The organism is Pilimelia terevasa, assembly GCF_014647915.1.
In the GTDB taxonomy this organism is placed as follows: domain Bacteria; phylum Actinomycetota; class Actinomycetes; order Mycobacteriales; family Micromonosporaceae; genus Pilimelia; species Pilimelia terevasa.
On record NZ_BMQC01000009.1, the window covers coordinates 30,466 to 46,663 of the forward strand.

Genomic DNA, 16,198 nt, shown 5'->3' on the forward strand with positions numbered 1-16,198 from the left:
TTGAGGTTCCTCCCGTGGTGCCGGACGGCTAGGCAGTGTCGTCCGGGCTACCCGTCAGCCTAGGTGCCACAGTGGAGGAAGGCGACCGGTCGATACCCGGGGAAACTGTGACGCCCGCCTCGGGCACCGGCGGGTCCGCCGCGGCACGGTCGCCGCCGGCCCGCTTGGCGACGTACATCGCGTGGTCGGCGCGGTCGAGAGTGGCCGGCACCTGCCCCGCCGCGCCGCCGGCCACCCCGATGCTCAGGGTCACCGGGCAGTCGGCCGCCGCCCGGACGGCGTCGACCATCCGCCGGGCGACGGCCGCGGCGCCGGCCAGCTCGACCCCGGGCAGCAGGGCGGCGAACTCGTCGCCGCCGATCCGGGCCACCAGGTCGCCGTCGCGGACGCAGGCCGCCAGGGTCCGCGCCACGGCGCGCAGCGCGGCGTCGCCCGCGGCGTGGCCCCGCGAGTCGTTGACCGGCTTGAACTTGTCCAGGTCGATGGCCAGCGCGGCGACCGGTCGGCCGGCCGCCGGGCCGGACTGGCGGACCAGCGCCGCCACCGCCCGGTCGAGCCCGCGCCGGTTGGCCACCCCGGTCAACGGATCGGTCTCCGCGGCCCGGGCGACCGTCTCGTGCTCGCCGCGCAGGGCCTCGTACGAGACCATCGTCGCCACCGTGTGCAGGGTCCGCTGGCGCTGCCGCCACATCGCGGCGGCCAGCAGGTCGCCGTAGGCCAGCCCGGCGGCGGCGCCCGCCGCGCCCCGGGCGGCGAGCAGCGTGACCTGGGTCCGCCGGGCGGCGGCCGTGGGCAGCCAGTCGCCCGACCCGGCGACCTGCGCGAGGGCGGCGTCCAGGACGGCGAGCGCCTCGGCCGGCCGCCCCGCCCGGTCCAGCCCCCACGCCTGGCACACGGGCGCCAGGCCGAGCTCCTCGCCCGTCTCCCCGGCGGCCCCGATCTCCGCCAGCAGCCGGGCGATGTCGGCGGCCCCCTCGGCGGGGTCGTCGCCGGCCGCGCGCCGGCAGGCGTCGTAGAGCAGCCCCCGCGCGCGCCAGCCGGCCGCGGCGGGGCCGGCGGCCTCCGCGGCGGCCCGCAGCCCGTACGCGCCGGACTCGGCGACGTGCTTCTCGGCGTCCGCGACCTGGTCGACCTGGTACAGCTCCATGGCCCACTCCAGGTGGAGGTTGGCCAGGTTGACGAGCCACATCGACGGGTTCCCGGTCTCGACCGGCGCCTGGACGCTCGCCTCGTACGCCGCCAGGTAGTGCGGTCCGGCCAGTTCGTACAGGCGCAGGGTGTGGTAGGTCAGCGCGAGGCCGGTATGGGCGTTTCCCAGGACCACCAGGTCGGGCTCGGCCCGGTTCAGGGCGGCGTCGGCGGCGACCAGGTCGCGCAGGACGGCGTCGATGTCGTACTCGCCGATCTCGTCCTCGCCGAGCCGCAGCCGCAGCTCGCCGCGCAGCGACAGCGCGCAGGCCGACCAGCCGGCGCTGCCCTCGCGCGCGGCGGCGGCGATCATCAGGTCCGCGGCGGCGATGCCCTCGCGGCACTGGTGCAGGACGGCGAACGAGACGGCGCGGACGAAGTGGTACGCCGCGCGCCCGTCGGCCAGGTCGCCGGTCTCGGCCCGCAGGAGGCGCTCGGCCAACGGCAGCACCTCGTCCACCGCGCCGCTCTGCGTCTCCTCCAGCAGCCGGACGGCGTGCGCCGTGATGTTCTCCATGAGTACCCCTGCGTACCGTATCGGCAGCGGGCCGCCGGAGCGCAGCAGATGCGGGCCCGACCCGGGGCTCGGAATCCGTGAGAAAGGTCGCGGTGCAACGGTTCCGGGCGACATCGACCACGTCGTCCCGTACCGCCAGAAAGAGGCGACTGAATTCTGTCGAAGCCGCTCCTGCTCCGACAATCGAAAGTCCCGACACTGCGAATGGACGCGGAGGCCACCCCGGCGATGTGCCCGTTCCGGCGAACGGTTCCGGGCGCCCGTGTCAGGATCGCGGTGGATCCGACAATCCCGAGGAGTCCCGATGCGCGCCCCGCTGCCCTACGACTTCCTCCCGCCCGTCCCCGGCTTCGCACTGACGAGCGCCGACATCGCCGACGGGGTGCCGCTGCCGGACCGGCACGCGTTGGACCACGACAACCTCTCGCCGCAGTTCGCCTGGGCGGGCTTCCCCGCCCCGACCCGCAGCTTCGCCCTCACCTGCTACGACCCGGACGCGCCCACCGGCTGCGGCTTCTGGCACTGGCTGACGGTCGACGTCCCCGCCGCGGTCACGGCCGTGGAGCGGGGCGCGCCGCCGCCGCCGGGCGCGCGCGCCGTCCGCAACGACTTCGGCGAGGCCCGCTACTGCGGCGCGGCGCCGCCGCCGGGGCCGGGGCACCGGTACGTCTTCGCGGTGCACGCGGTCGCGGTGCCGGCGCTGGAGGTGCCGGCGGACGCCTCGGCGGCGATGGTCGCGTTCCACCTGACCAGGCACACCGTCGGCCGGGCCGTGCTGGTCACCCCCTACGCGACCTGACGCCCGCGGCGGCTCAGGCGTAGGTCTCGACGGGGAGGTCGGCCGCGTGCGGCCCCCGGACCTCGTGGGTGCCCGGCATCGGCGCGGGGGCGTGGTGCAGGCCCAGCGGCGCGGGTACGACCCGCTCCAGTACTTCGTCGAGGTCCGGCTCGTAGGCTTCGATGTCCATCGCGCATTTCTCCCTGTCCCTGGGTGCCACTGGCTCCCCTGGTACCCCGCCGGGCGCATGACGACACAGACGCGCGTCGATGCGGGGATTCGAAAGCCACGGATTCGGAGCCGCGACGGTGCGCACCGTTCGCAGGAACAGGCAAAGAAAAATGGAGAGGGGCGTCCCTCTCCATTTCTAATTTATAGCACCGAGGGGGGCTTGCGGCAAGGCCCCGGTAATGCCCCAGAATCATCGGCCCAGGGCAGAATCCGCAGAAATGCAGGACGTGCCGCGCACGGCGGCCACCGGCAAATTGCCGGCGCCGCGGTCGCCAGCGACACAGATCGGAGCCGACGCCGTGAACTCCCCGACCGCCACCAGCGCGTTCGACCTCCCCCCGCACCTGTCCGCCAAGGCCGACCCGCGCCTGGTCGACGCCGACGACCGGCACCTCGCCGCGGTCGCGGCGAGCCTGGAGTCGCTGCTGGCCGACCTGTCCGACCGCCTCGCCGCCGCCCGCCGCGCCCCCGGCGGGCTGGGCCAGCAGGCACTGGACCGGGACCAGGAGGTCCGCCGGCTGACCGACCGCCTGCGCCTGCTGCGGCGGTTCAGCGTGGACCTGTGCCTGGGGCACACCGTCGGCGCGGACGGCTCCGCCCCCGTCTACATCGGACGCCTGGGGCTTAAGGACGGCGCCGGCAACCCGCTGCTGCTCGACTGGCGGTCCCCGGCGGCCGCCCCGTTCTTTGCCGCGACCCACGCCGACCCGATGGGCCTGGCGCGCCGCCGCCGGTACCGCTGGACCGGCGGCCGGATCACCGACTACTGGGACGAGGTGTTCGCCGCGGACGCGGCGCAGGGGCTCGCGGCGCTGGACGACCAGTCCGCGTTCATCGCCAGCCTCGGCGCCGACCGCTCGGCCCGGATGCGGGACGTGCTCGGCACCATCCAGGCCGACCAGGACGCCGTCATCCGGGCGGGCTCCCGCGGCACGCTGGTGGTCGACGGCGGCCCGGGTACCGGCAAGACCGTCGTCGCCCTGCACCGGGCCGCGTACCTGCTGTACGCCGACCCGCGCCTGCGGCACCGCCGGGGCGGCCTGCTGTTCGTCGGCCCGCACCAGCCGTACCTGACCTACGTCGCCGACGTCCTGCCCAGCCTCGGCGAGGAGGGCGTGCAGACCTGCACCCTGCGCGACCTCGTCCCGGAGGGAGCCGCGGCGGTCGCGGAGACCGACCCGCGGGTCGCCCGCCTGAAGTCGTCGGCGGACATGGTGCGGGCGGTCGAGGCGGCGGTCCGGTTCTACGAGGAGCCGCCGCGCGCGCCGATGACGGTGGCCACCGACGACGCCGACATCCGGCTGACCGCCGACGACTGGGCCGACGCCTTCGACGCGCCGGAGCCCGGCACCCCGCACAACGAGGCGCGCGAGCGGATCTGGGACGCGCTGGTCGGGATCCTGGTGGACCGGTACGACGGCGACGAGCCGGCGCACCTGCTGCGCCGGTCGCTGCACGGGAACCGGGCGCTGCGCGCGGCGCTGCACCGCGCCTGGCCGCTGCTCGACCCCGCCGAGCTGGTCGGGGACCTGTGGTCGGTGCCCGCCTACCTGCGCCGGTGCGCCCCGTGGCTGGACAACGCGCAGGTCCGCGCGCTCCAGCGCGCCGCACCGCGGGCGTGGACGGTGGCGGACCTGCCGCTGCTGGACGCGGCGCGGCAGCGGCTCGGCGACCCGGCGGCGGCGGGGCGGCGGCGCCGGCAGGAGGCCGCGGTGGCCACCGCGCGGGCGCGGATGACCCGGGTCGTGGACGACCTGATCGAGTCCGTCGACGACGAGTACGGCGTCGGCCTGGTCACGATGCTGCGCGGCGACGACTTCCACGACGCCCTGGTCGACGGGTCCGCCGCGCCCGGGGCGGCACCCGACCCGCGGACCGGGCCGTTCGCCCACGTCGTCGTGGACGAGGCCCAGGAGCTGACCGACGCGCAGTGGCAGATGCTGCTGCTGCGCTGCCCGTCGCGCAGCTTCACCGTCGTCGGCGACCGCGCCCAGGCCCGGGACGGGTTCGCGGAGACGTGGCGGGAGCGGCTCGCCCGGGTCGGGCTCGACCGGGTCGACCTGGCCTCCCTGAGCATCAACTACCGGACGCCCGAGGAGGTCATGGCGGAGGCCGCGCCGGTCATCCGGGCCGCGCTGCCGGACGCCAACGTGCCGACCTCCGTCCGGCGCACCGGGGTCCCCGTCGTCCACGGGTCCGTGGACGACCTGCCCGGGATCGTCGACGACTGGCTCGCCGCCCACCCCGGGGGCGTCGCCTGCGTCATCGGCGACCGCGCGTTCCCCGCGGCGCCCCGCGTCCGGTCGCTGACCCCGGAGCTGGCCAAGGGGCTGGAGTTCGACCTGGTGGTGCTGGTCGACCCGGCGGCGTTCGGCGGCGGGGTCGCGGGCGCCGTCGACCGGTACGTCGCCATGACCCGGGCGACCCGGCAGCTCGTCGTCCTCACCCGGCCCTGACCGCCCGGCCGGCCGCCCTGACCGCCGGGCCGGCCGCCGCCGCGGGCCGCCCGGGCCGGGCCGCGGGCGGCGGCGGTCAGGCGGCGAGCAGGTCGTCGATCTGGGCGATCGCCGCGGAGGCGCCCTCTACGATGCCCATGTCGAGGACCTGCTGGAGCGCCTCGGCCGAGGTGTACGTGCTGACGTACGTCGCCCGGGTGCCGCCGTCGCGCGCGGCGAAGGTGAAGACGTTGCGGGAGACCGGCAGGTCCGGGTTCGGCTGGAAGTCCAGGTCGGCGAAGCCGTCCTCGAAGGCGAAGCTGACCGGCTCGTCGACGGCCGTGACCAGCCAGTAGCCGGCGTGCTTGTCGCCCTCGGGGCCGGTCATGTAGTACGTCACGCGGCCGCCGGGCCGCAGGTCGTGGTCGACCACGGTGGCGGGGTACGTCGGCGGACCCCACACCTTCTCCAGTTGGCGGGCGTCGGCGTAGACCTGCCAGATCCGCGCCACGGGGGCGGCGAAGTCGGCCGTGATGGTCAGGGTCAGGGCGTCGAGGTCGTGTCGGACGTCGGTGACGGGCATGTCAATCCTCCTGGTCGGGGTCGGGCGCGATGAGTACGTCGATCCGGGCGATGCGGCCGCGCCAGACCTGTTCGAGCGCGGTGAGCATGGACGCCACCGACCGCACCGCCGCCACGTCGCCGCTGGCCAACTGCTCGCGGCCGCGGCGGCGCTTGGTCAGCAGGCCGGCCTTCGCCAGCACGGCGACGTGCTTCTGGACCGCGGCGAAGCTCATGTCGTACGCCGCCGCGAGCGCCGAGACCGAGTGCTCCCCCGCCAGCACGCGGCGCAGGATGTCCCGCCGGGTCCGGTCGGCGAGCGCGTGGAACATCGCGTCCGCCCGGTCGGCGCTCTCCTCGGTCACGACTCCAATATACAACCGATCGGTTGTACGTTGTCAAGGGCCTCGCCGCCGGGGTCAGCCGGCCGCGAACTGGGCGTCGGAGGTCAGCACCAGCCCGATCGTGACCTCGCCCTTGGCCAGGGCGGTCTTGACCCGCGGCCCGCCCGCGTCCAGCGCGCTGAACCGGCCCACCGTGAGCCCGTACGTCGTCGCCAGGCCCTGCTGGCAGAACGGGCGCTGCGGGCACTCCGCCGGCCCGCCCAGGACGGTGGCGGCGCCCGTGCACTTCGCGGCGAACTCCGACAGGGTCCGCACGCCGTACCGGTCGGCGAACGCCGCGGTGACGGCGAACGCGTTCTGGTCGGCCGCGGCCGACGGCCTGCCGAAGGCCAGCTTGACCCCGCCGCCCAGCGCGGTCAGGGCGGCCATGCTCCGGTCCAGGTCGCTGCTGGCCACCGGTGCGGCGGCAGGGCCGTTGACCTTCTTGTTGAGGAACTCCGCCAGGCTGCCCACGTACTCCGGCACCACCTGGATCTCCCCGCGCTCCAGCGCCGGCTCGTACAGTTCGCGGTTGCCGATCGCGCGCACCGTCGGCCGGAAGCCGGCGGCCGACAGCGCGATCCGGTACAGCTCGCCCAGGGTCTGGCTCTCCGGGAAGTTGGCGGCGCCGATGACGACGGGGCCGCTGCCGCCGCCGCGCACCGCGGCGGCCAGGCCGGCGGTCTCGGCGAAGCCGCGCGCCGCCCCGGCCACCGGGACGCGGTCGATTCCGACGGCCTTGTTGAGGGCGACCAGCTTCGGCGTGTCCAGCGCGGCCGAGACCGCGTCCAGCGCCGCGACCAGCGGCGGGGTGGCCGCCGGGGCGAAGATTGCCGGGACGACGTTGTCGACCGTCTGGAGCCTGCGGTCGTCGGCCAGGATCACCAGCCGGTCGCCGGCCATCGGGGCGCAGCCGGCGCCGGTGCTGGCGCCGGGCGCCGCGGTGGTGCCGGACGAGCCGGGGTCGCCGCAGCCGGCCAGCGGTCCGGCGGCCAGTGCGAGGGCCAGGGCGAGGCGCGCCGGGAGCCGGCGGGCGGGGGCGGCCGGGCCGCGCGAGGACGTCCGCATCCGCCGACGCTACCGCGCCGCGGGCACCCGCGCCGGCCGCGCCGCGCGGGACCGGGCGACCCGCGGACCGGGCCGCCCACAACTGGCGACCCGCGGACCGGGCCACCCACAACTGGCGACCCGCGGACCGGGCGACCCACAACCGGAGCCCGGGGGACCGGCGCGCCGTCGTTTCAGGGCGCCGGCCGGCGGCGGTGCGGCGCGACCAGCCGCTGCGCCCCGGCGAGCCCGCCCTCCACCAGTAGGGCGAGGGCCGCCACGAGCAGGCCGCCGGCCAGGATCTGGCCGCCGCCCGCGGCGATCGTCAGACCGAAGCCGGCGCTGATGATCTGCCCGAGCCCGCCGCCGCCGACCAGCGCCGCCAGCGCGGTCGTCGCGACGATCTGGAGCGCCGCCGTGCGCAGCCCGCCGACCAGGTACGGGACCGCCAGCGGCAGCTCCACCCGGGCGAACACCTGCCAGCCGGACAGGCCCATCCCCCGGGCGGCGTCGCGCACCTGCGGGTCCACCTCGCGGACGCCGGTGTACGCGTGGGCCAGCAGCGGCGGCACCCCGAAGACGGTCAGCGCCAGCACCACCGCCGGCCGGCCGAACCCCAGGGGCGTCAGCGGCAGGATCGTCAGCAGCGCCAGGGTCGGTACCGCGAGCGTCACGTTCGAGGCCGTGACGAGCGCGCCGCCGCCCCGGTGCCGGTGGCCGAGCCACAGCCCCAGCGGCAGGCCGACCGCGCAGGCCAGCGCCGTCGCGGACCCGGCCAGCGCCAGGTGCTCGCCGAGCCGGGCGAGGATCCCGTCCGGATTGGTCCAGTTCAGCGGGTCGTTGAGCCAGCGGGCGGCCTGCTCCAGCGGGTTCACCCGAGGCCCCCGGCGCGCCGTAGCCAGGGCGTGACCAGGTGGCCCAGGCCGGCCAGCAGCAGGTCCAGGACCAGCGCGAGCGCGACGCACAGCACGGTGCCGGTCATGATCTGGGCGCGGTAGAAGTTGTTGTCGAAGCCGCCGAGGATGAGCTGGCCGAGGCCGCCGTAGCCGACGAGGACGCCGACGGTGGTCAGCGCCACGGTGGACACGGTCGCCAGGCGCAGCCCGGTCATGATGCCCGGCAGGGCCAGCGGCAGCTCCACCCGCAGCAGCCGGGCCAGCCGGCCGTAGCCGAGCCCGCGGGCGGCGTCGCGCACGTGCTCCGGGACCGCGCGCAGGCCCACGAGCGTGCCGCGGACCAGGACGAGCAGCGCGTAGATCACCAGGCCGACCAGCACCGTGCGCGGCCGGATGCCCAGGTACGGCCCGAGGAAGGCGAACAACGCCAGCGAGGGCACCGTGTACAGCACCCCGGCGAGTGCGAGAATCGGCCCGGTCAGCGGCCGGAACCAGTACGCGGCGACGGCCAGCGGCACCGCCACCACGGCCGCGACCAGCACCGCCGTCACGGTCAGGCCGACGTGCTCGCGCAGCGCCGCCAGGACCGCGTCGGCATTGTCCTGGGCGTACCGCCAGGAGAACCACGGGTTGTCCGGCGCGACCCGCGCCGCCCCGGCGACCGGAAGGGACATGACGTGGACCGTACCGCGGACCCCGCCCCCACGCTCCGCCCCGCCGCGATCACGCTGGAGGGGCTGGCCAAGCGGTACGACGACGGGACCCAGGCGGTGACCGGGCTGTCCCTGGAGGTGCCGGCCGGCGAGCTGGTGGTGCTGATCGGCCCCTCGGGGTGCGGGAAGTCGACCGTCCTCCGCATGATCAACCGACTGGTCACGCCCACGGCGGGCCGGGTGCTGATCGACGGCGCCGACACCGCCGAAGCCGACCCCGTCGCCCTGCGGCGGCGGATCGGCTACGTGATCCAGCACGTCGGGCTGTTCCCGCACCAGAGCGTGCGCGCCAACGTGGGCGCGGTACCCCGGCTGCTCGGCTGGCCCCGCTCCCGGATCCGGCGCCGCGCCGACGAGCTGCTGGAGCTGGTCGGCCTGGACCCGGCCACGCACGGGCGGCGGTACCCGCACGAGCTGTCCGGCGGCCAGCGGCAGCGGGTCGGGGTCGCGCGGGCGCTCGCCGCGGACCCGGTGGTCCTGCTGATGGACGAGCCGTTCTCCGCGGTCGACCCGGTCACCCGGGGCCGGCTGCGCGACGAGTTCCGCCGGCTCCAGGCCGAGGTGCGCAAGACGATCGTCCTGGTCACCCACGACCTGGACGAGGCCGTCCGGCTCGGGGACCGCATCGCGGTGCTGTCGGCCGGCGGGCGGCTGGAGCAGTACGCCCGGCCCGCGGACCTGCTCGGCGCGCCGGGCACCGCGTTCGTGGCCGACTTCGTCGGGGCCGACCGCGGCGTCCGGCGCCTCGCGGTCACCCCGGTGGCCGCCGCGCTGCGCCCCGCGGCCGCGGACGGGTCACCCGCGCCCGGGGCGGCGGACCTGCCGGCGGTGCCGCTGGGCGCGTCGCTGTACGACGCGCTGAGCGCGATGCTCGCCGCCGACGCGCCCGCCGTGGCCGTCCGCGACGGCGACCGGACCGTCGGTACCGTCAGCCGCGCGGACCTGTTCGCCGCGGGCGCGGCCGGCGGCACCGCCTGACGCGGGCCGGCGCCCACCGGCGGCGCGGGCGCCGACGGCGGCTCAGCGCGGGGCGAGGTGCCAGGGCTCCGGCAGGTCGATGAACTGGTCGACCTTGGACAACTGGCCCATCTCCGCCATCATCTCGGTCGCCTCGGCCGGCGGCTCCTTGCGCTCGCCCTCGCGGGCCTGCGCCTCGGAGGCGAAGTAGATGACGTCGAGGGTGGCCCCGTCGTCGGTGTAGCCGTACACTGCGCCGAGCACGTCGGGCCGGAAGTCGCGCATCTGCTGCTCGGACTCGGCCATCAGCCGGTAGGCGCGCGCCGGGTCGGTGCTGGTGCCGCGCATGACCTGGACGAAGCCGGCCGCCGGGGTGGCGCCCTCGCCCACCGTCCCGCAGTGGGTGCAGTCGACGAACGTCGGCTCGCCCGCGAACGCCGCCGCCGTCCGGCTCCACCACTGGCCCTGCTCGGGGCGCTCGCTGTTGCGGCGCGCCGCCTCGGCGGAGTCGAACATGGCCGTCGCGACGAACGTGCCGTCCGCGGCGATGCCGGCGGTGCTGCCGAGCCAGCCCCCGGCGCCCGGCCCCAGCTCGGTCGCCCACCGCGCGAACGACTCCTTGAGGGCCGCGCGGTCCGCGGCCTTTCCCAGGATGAACTGGATGAACATGGCACCTCCACGTCAGGATCGGCATCCGTAGCCAGCGCGGACACTACGCCGCCCCCGCCGGCCGCGCGGGCGAACGCGCGACTCTCCCACCGGGGCGCCGGCCGACCACTCCTACGAGGACACCGGCCCCGCGCGGCGCCGACCCAGCCCCGGCGGACCGGTCAGCCTGGGCGGGCGGGTGCCCGCGGGCGGGCGGTGGCGGCGGCGGCCGGCCCGGCCCGCTCCCAGATCGTCCCGCGGACGGCGGTCAGCGGCGGGTAGCCGCACGTCTCCAGGACGCGGTACCCCCACAGCGCCACGTTCGCGCCCGAGTACTGCGCGGAGATCTGCGCGAACGCGTCGCGGACCTGGGCGTGCCGGGCGTACCGGCAGTCGGTCCACGCGACCTGCACCAGTCCGATGTGCCGGTGGTACGGGGTGCTGGAGCCCTGGGTAGCGGTGGCGGGCAGCCACCACAGCGGGTGGGCCGTGAACGCGGCCAGCGCCCGCCGCCCGAACGCCGGGTCGAGCGCCAGGACGGAGCGGATCGTGTACGCGTTGTGCGAGTGGTCCTGCGGCCTCGTGCGCCCCGCCAGGTACGGCCAGGCGCCGGAGGCCGGAAGGTACAGCTCGGGGATCGTCCGCGTCACGGCCGCCACCCGGTCGGCGAGGCCCGGTACCTCCCACCCGGTCTCCCGGGCCACGTCGGCGAGAAAGCGGGCGCTGCCGAACGACACGTTCGGGACGCACACCCGGGCGTCCTCGGGCAGGGCGGAGTACCCGATGCACGCGCCGCCCGGCGTGCGGGTGGGCGCGGCCGGCGCCCGCAGCAGCGCGTCCACCGGCTCGCGCAGGTACCGGTCCGGCAGCTCGCCGGCCAGCCACGCGCGCAGCAGCAGCGGGCCGGCGACGTTGGCGATGGTGTAGCTGTACGTGGTGTCGGCGGGGTTGGTGGAGCCGTCGCCGAACGCGTCCCAGGCCCGCCCGATGCCGTACCCGCCGTCGGGGGTGCGCAGCGCCAGCAGCCGGTCGCGCAGGTCGCGGGCCCGCGCGTTGCGCCAGCCGGCGCCGCCGGTGTGCAGCTCCAGCCACATGGCCACCTGGCCGATCCCGGTGAGGACGGGCGCACCGGCGGCGGCGAGGTCCCGGGCGAGCTGGCTGTCGGTGCGCTCCTCCCACTCGGCGCGCGCGGCCTCCGCGCTGACCGCGACCGCGTCGTGCACCGGGCGCCGCTCGGTGTTGCCGGTGGCGAGCAGCGTCGCGGCCGGGGCGGTGACCGCCACCCGGAGGCGGGCGACGGCCACCTGCATGGGCAGGACGGCGCAGGCGACCGTCAGCCGGTGCGTGCCGGGCAGGGCGAGCGTCCGGGTCGGACAGCGGTGCACCCCGCTCCCGCCGACCCCCACCGTCAGCCGGGTGCCGGCGCGCAGCAGGGGGGCGTCCACGGTCAGGCGCAGGGTGGCGCCCGTCCGCCAGCGCAGCGTCGCCGGTACCGCGATCGTCGTGGTCACCGGGGTGCGAACGGTGCGGCGCACGGCGCTGCCGGCGTACCGCCGGTCGCCCACGGTGGCCGCCGCCTGGGCGAACAGCGTGGCGCCGGGGGTCACCCGCAGCCGGCAGCTCAGTGTGGCCCGCAGGCGCGCGGCGGCGACCCGCGCGGGCGCGCAGCCGGTGTGGCCGGTGCCGCGCAGGCCCAGCGACACGGTGCGGGCGGCGGCGGGCAGCCCGGTGACGGTGACCGTCACCGGGTAGCTGCGGCCGACGACCAGCGTGGTGGGCAGGGCGGTGAGGGTGACCCGGGGCGTGCCGGCGGCCGCGGCGGCGGCCGGCACCGCGGCGCCGCCCGCGGCGGTCGCCGCCGCCACCGCGGCCAGCGTCGCGGCGAGCCGTCGACCGATGAACGCGAATGTGATTCGCATCGCCATACGATCGACGGCGCGCCCGCCGCTGTCTGTCGGCCGGGCCGGGGCGTTCCGCCGCCCGCGGCCCCAATACCGCGCCGAACAGCCCGCCGGCGGCTCGACCCTGGGACCGAACTACCGCATCACGACCATTTCGCCGGCACCGCCGAGTGGGTCGGCCGAGGTCAGCCGAGGGCCGCGATCGCCGCCCTCAGGTTGGGCAGCGGGCCGATGTTGTTGCTGCCGGTACCGCCGACCTGCGGCGTCCCGGTGCGCTTGAGCAGGTCGCGGACCTCGGTCGGCCGCAGCGTCCGGCCGCGCTCCCGGGCGACGCTGGACAGCGCGGCCGCGGCCCCGCTGACGATCGGCGACGCGCTGGAGGTACCGGAGAACCGCGCCGTGTACTGGCTGGTCACCGCACCGCCCTGGAGGTTGCCGTACCCGGCCGTCACGACGCACTCGCCCCAGCCCTGCAGGTCCACCCGGGCGCCGTGGGTGGAGAAGCCGAGCCGCTCGCGCGGCTTGCCGCACTTCTGGCCCGCGCCCGCGCCGCCGGCACCCACGATGATCGCCCCCGAGTCGGGCTTGCCGCGCGGGAACGGGCTGCCGTTGCAGGCCGCGTCCAGGCTGACGCCGCCGTTGCCGGCGGCCTGCACGACGATGACCCCCGAGGACGTCGCCGCGACGATGGCGTCGTACACCGCCGGGCTCCACTCGACCGCCACGTACTGGTTGGCACAGCCGTTCATCTGCTGCTCCAACTGCATGACGTCGCCGGGCCGCAGCGCCCGGGTCGCGGTGACGATCGCCGCGGCGAGGTCCAGCCCGCGTTCGTTGATCGCGTTGGTGAGCTGCGCCTGGGCGTCGGGGACCAGGCCGGTGACCCCGAAGGCGTTGGCGTCGGCGATCAGCTCGCCCATCGCCGCCGTACCGTGGTTGGGGTCGGACATCTTCGGCGTGCCGTTGGGCACCAGCGCCCCGGGGCGGGCCAGCTTGGTGAGGTCCTCGTGGTCCATCGTCCAGCCGTACTCGATGTCGTGCACGCGCACATTGCGGCCGGTCCCGCCCGGGACGGTGGCCGCGTAGTCGGCGTCGATGCCGTCGCCCGCGTTGCGGTACCGCTGGGTCGGCACGAAGTCCGGGGTGGGGCGGGCCGCCGCGCCGGGCGCCGCGACCGGCGCGGCCGGCAGCGGCGTCGGCAGCGGCTCGGCCACCGCGATCTCGACCTGCGGGAGCGCGTTCAGCGCGTCCAGCACGGCGGCGGGGTCGGCGCCCGGGGACAGCTCCGCGCGGTACCACAGGTTGAGGTCGGCCTGCCGGCGGCCGGAGCGCTGCGCGGCCGTCGCGGTCAGGTCGGCCAGGTCCTGCTCGGACTGCCGGAACAGGCGCTCCACCGCGCGGGTGGACCGGCCCACCACCGCGCGGACGGCGCCGAGGTCGGCCCCCGGCGCGGTCAGCCGGCCGGCGCGCAGCCGCACGTCGGTGCCCTCGGCGAACTTGACGTGCAGGTGGCTGCGGCTGTCGCCGGTGTGCAGCACCGTGCGGGCGGGCTTGTCGAACGGCCGGTACACCGCGCCGGGCGCCGCGCCGGCCGGTGCCGCCCCCGGCAGGACCGCGGTCGGCGCCAGCACGGCGAGGACGGCGAGGAGGGCGAGGCGGCGGGTGCGGCGCGCCTCGCGGCGGCGGAAGTCGCGGGTCATGTCCATTCCTCCAGGGATCGGATCGACCGCGTCCGGGGGTGGCGGGACGCGGCCCGCGGACGGCGACGGCCGGACAGGCACGCCGACCCGGGCGACCCCGCCCCGGGCGTCGACCCACAGCGTGGTCGGCATGCGGGCGCGGGGCGCTGCCAGCGCGGCGTCGCCGATCCGGCGGTGCTCGTAGGTTAGACCGACATCGATGTCTGCCGGAGGCTCAGATATTCACAGACATACATATGCCGGAGCGCCGGGCCGGCTCAGCCCCGGGTGCGGCCGCCGTCCTCGGGCGGTCCCGTGCGGAACTGGCCGACCAGTTCGTCCAGGCTCTGGGCCGCCCGGGTGAGCCGGGTGGCCGCCTGCTGGGTGACCGTGGCGGACTCGGCGGTCCGGGTGGCGCTGTGCGCGACGCCGTCCAGCTCGCCGCTGATGGCCCGGGAGCCGGCGGCCACCTCGCGGACGCTGCGGGCCATCTCGGCGGTGGTGGCCGTCTGCTCCTCCACCGCGGAGGTGATCGAGGCCTGGATGTCGCTGATCCGGCCGATCACGGCGGTGATGTGCGCGATGGCGTCGACGGCGGCGCCGGTGTCCTGCTGGATGGCCCGGACCCGGCCGGTGATGTCCTCGGTGGCCCGGGCCGCGTTGCTGGAGAGCTGCTTGACCTCGTCGGCGACCACGGCGAAGCCGCGGCCGGCCGCGCCGGCCCGGACCGCCTCGATGGTGGCGTTGAGGGCGAGCAGGTTGATCTGGTTGGCGATCCCGCTGATCACCGCCACCACATCCTCGATCTTGGCGGTGCTGCGGTCGAGGTGGGCGACGGAGGTGTGCGAGACCCCGGCGGCGCGCACCGCGTCGTCGGCGACCTCCCGGGCGGCGGTGACGGCGCTGGAGATCTCGGTGATGGCGTTGCTCATCTGCGCCGTGCCCTCGGTCACCGTCTCGACGTTGTGGCCCACCAGGGTCGAGGCACCGCGGACCTGGGCGACCCGCGCCGAGGTGTCGGTGACGGTGCCGCCCAGCCCGTCGGCGACTGCGGACAGCTCCGCGGACGCCCCGGTCAGGTCCCGCGCGTTGTCGCGCAGGGCGGTGAGCAGGTCGCGGACCCGGTCGATCGCCGCCCGCAGCCCGGTGGCCATGTCGCCGACCTCGTCGCGGGTGTCGCTCTCCACCCGGACCGTCAGGTCGCCCTCGGCCAGGCCGCGCAGGGCCGCCACCATCCGGCGCAGCGGCGCGGTCGAGGACCGGTAGAACCCCACCAGCAGGTACGCCACCACCAGCACGCCCAGGATGCCGGCGCCGATGACCAGGGCGGCGTTGGCCTCGAAGCCGTCGATGCGGACCGCGATCAACCGGTCCTCCAGCGGGGCGAGCAGCCCCGCCAGGCCGGCGACCTCCGTGCGCACCCGGTCGGCCGAGGCGGGCCGCACCCGGTTCAGCTCGCCGGTCCGGGCCGCCGCGGTGATCTCGTCCAGGACCGCGGTGACCGCGGCCAGCGTCCGCTCCACCACCGGCCCGGCCGCCCGGAACTCGGCGCTGGCGGTGTTGGCCATCCCGGTCTCCATGCCGGTGGCGACCGCGTCGCGGGTGCCGCGGATCGCGCCGCTGGCCACCGCGAGGTCGAACTGGGCGGCCCGGCGGGCCGGCTCCGGCCCGGCCGCGTGCACCGCGGCGGTGTCGACCGCCCGGCCGGTCGCGTCCAGCAGCACGGGCAGCCGGAACATCAGGGCGTCCATGATGTAGTAGGTGTCCAGGTCCGGGTCCAGGGTCAGGTTCGACTTGTCCGACACCCGCACGACCAGCCCGAGCAGCCCGTCCAGCGCCTCCCCGTAGGCCGTCAGCGTCGGCTGGCCCGGCGCGGCCCGCCCGGCCGCGGACAGCTTCTCCTTCGCCGCGGTCCAGGCCGCGGTGGTCTCCAGCGTGGCGCCGTGGCGCCGGTCCACGGCGTCCACGGCGGCGACCGCCGCGGCCACCTCCGCCCCGGCGGGGGCGGCGCCGGTGACCGCGCGGTGCCGGGCGTCGACCGCCCGCGCGCCCAGCTCCTGGAGCGGCCGCAGGTAGGCGATCCCCTCCCGCTCCAGCGCACTGAACGCCACCTGCCCGCGCTGGATGTTGACGTAACCCAGCGTCACGAAGGCCAGCGGCAGGAACAGCACGGCGGCCACCACCATGGCCTTCTGCGCGTACCGCAGGCGGCCGAGCAGGGCGGCGGCCGGCGCGAACAGGGCGTCCATGCCCACAGCCTCGCC

14 protein-coding genes are annotated in these 16,198 nt (G+C 76.5%); 3 read left to right on the top strand and 11 right to left on the bottom strand.

The annotated features are described in order from the left end of the window. Positions 1–28 precede the first annotated feature (28 nt). On the bottom strand, positions 29–1,705 hold the full coding sequence (locus tag IEY75_RS13835) for a GGDEF domain-containing protein (protein ID WP_189114746.1): 1,677 nt from the start codon (positions 1,703–1,705) through the stop codon (positions 29–31). Between the two features lie 304 nt (positions 1,706–2,009). Here IEY75_RS13835 and IEY75_RS13840 point away from each other — a divergent pair, with 304 nt between their 5' ends. Continuing rightward, positions 2,010–2,504 carry a YbhB/YbcL family Raf kinase inhibitor-like protein gene (locus IEY75_RS13840; RefSeq protein WP_189114747.1) on the top strand — a complete coding sequence of 165 codons (495 nt, stop codon included), beginning with the start codon at positions 2,010–2,012 and terminating at the stop codon, positions 2,502–2,504. 13 nt (positions 2,505–2,517) lie between these two features. Here the strand turns inward: IEY75_RS13840 and IEY75_RS13845 are convergent, their stop codons facing one another. After that, positions 2,518–2,673, bottom strand: a complete 156-nt coding sequence (locus IEY75_RS13845) for a hypothetical protein (RefSeq protein ID WP_189114748.1) — start codon at positions 2,671–2,673, stop codon at positions 2,518–2,520. Between the two features lie 340 nt (positions 2,674–3,013). Between IEY75_RS13845 and helR the strand changes: the two genes are divergently transcribed. Beyond that, positions 3,014–5,170 carry an RNA polymerase recycling motor ATPase HelR gene (gene helR / locus IEY75_RS13850; RefSeq protein ID WP_189114749.1) on the top strand — a complete coding sequence of 719 codons (2,157 nt, stop codon included), beginning with the start codon at positions 3,014–3,016 and terminating at the stop codon, positions 5,168–5,170. Positions 5,171–5,246: 76 nt separating this feature from the next. Here helR and IEY75_RS13855 read toward each other — a convergent pair whose 3' ends face one another. The 5 genes from IEY75_RS13855 to IEY75_RS13875 all read right to left on the bottom strand — a co-directional run bounded on the left by IEY75_RS13855 (position 5,247) and on the right by IEY75_RS13875 (position 8,710). Beyond that, complete coding sequence (locus IEY75_RS13855) at positions 5,247–5,732, bottom strand: SRPBCC family protein (RefSeq protein ID WP_189114750.1); 486 nt, start codon at positions 5,730–5,732, stop codon at positions 5,247–5,249. A gap of 1 nt (position 5,733) precedes the next feature. Continuing rightward, entirely contained in the window at positions 5,734–6,075 is a 342-nt protein-coding gene (locus IEY75_RS13860; RefSeq protein ID WP_229789678.1) for an ArsR/SmtB family transcription factor, read from the bottom strand. A gap of 54 nt (positions 6,076–6,129) precedes the next feature. Then, on the bottom strand, positions 6,130–7,161 hold the full coding sequence (locus IEY75_RS13865; protein WP_189114751.1) for a glycine betaine ABC transporter substrate-binding protein: 1,032 nt from the start codon (positions 7,159–7,161) through the stop codon (positions 6,130–6,132). A gap of 173 nt (positions 7,162–7,334) precedes the next feature. After that, on the bottom strand, positions 7,335–8,015 hold the full coding sequence (locus IEY75_RS13870; RefSeq protein WP_189114752.1) for an ABC transporter permease: 681 nt from the start codon (positions 8,013–8,015) through the stop codon (positions 7,335–7,337). Next, on the bottom strand, positions 8,012–8,710 hold the full coding sequence (locus tag IEY75_RS13875) for an ABC transporter permease (RefSeq protein ID WP_189114753.1): 699 nt from the start codon (positions 8,708–8,710) through the stop codon (positions 8,012–8,014). Before IEY75_RS13875 ends, IEY75_RS13870 begins: the two co-directional genes overlap by 4 nt. Before the next feature lie 3 nt (positions 8,711–8,713). Here IEY75_RS13875 and IEY75_RS13880 point away from each other — a divergent pair, with 3 nt between their 5' ends. Continuing rightward, positions 8,714–9,727, top strand: a complete 1,014-nt coding sequence (locus tag IEY75_RS13880; RefSeq protein ID WP_189114754.1) for an ABC transporter ATP-binding protein — start codon at positions 8,714–8,716, stop codon at positions 9,725–9,727. A gap of 42 nt (positions 9,728–9,769) precedes the next feature. Here the strand turns inward: IEY75_RS13880 and IEY75_RS13885 are convergent, their stop codons facing one another. The 4 genes from IEY75_RS13885 to IEY75_RS13900 form a co-directional block, all read right to left on the bottom strand. Beyond that, positions 9,770–10,375, bottom strand: coding sequence for a hypothetical protein (locus IEY75_RS13885; protein WP_189114755.1), 606 nt, complete (start codon positions 10,373–10,375; stop codon positions 9,770–9,772). A 161-nt stretch (positions 10,376–10,536) separates the two neighbouring features. Further along, the gene (locus IEY75_RS13890) at positions 10,537–12,273 is read right to left on the bottom strand and encodes a hypothetical protein (protein WP_189114756.1); all 1,737 of its coding nucleotides are present in this window, start codon (positions 12,271–12,273) and stop codon (positions 10,537–10,539) included. Between the two features lie 167 nt (positions 12,274–12,440). After that, positions 12,441–13,955, bottom strand: coding sequence for a S8 family serine peptidase (locus IEY75_RS13895; RefSeq protein ID WP_189114757.1), 1,515 nt, complete (start codon positions 13,953–13,955; stop codon positions 12,441–12,443). A gap of 257 nt (positions 13,956–14,212) precedes the next feature. Further along, positions 14,213–16,183 (bottom strand): methyl-accepting chemotaxis protein, encoded by a 1,971-nt coding sequence (locus IEY75_RS13900; RefSeq protein ID WP_189114758.1) that lies wholly within the window; start codon positions 16,181–16,183, stop codon positions 14,213–14,215. Between the last annotated feature and the right edge of the window lie 15 nt (positions 16,184–16,198).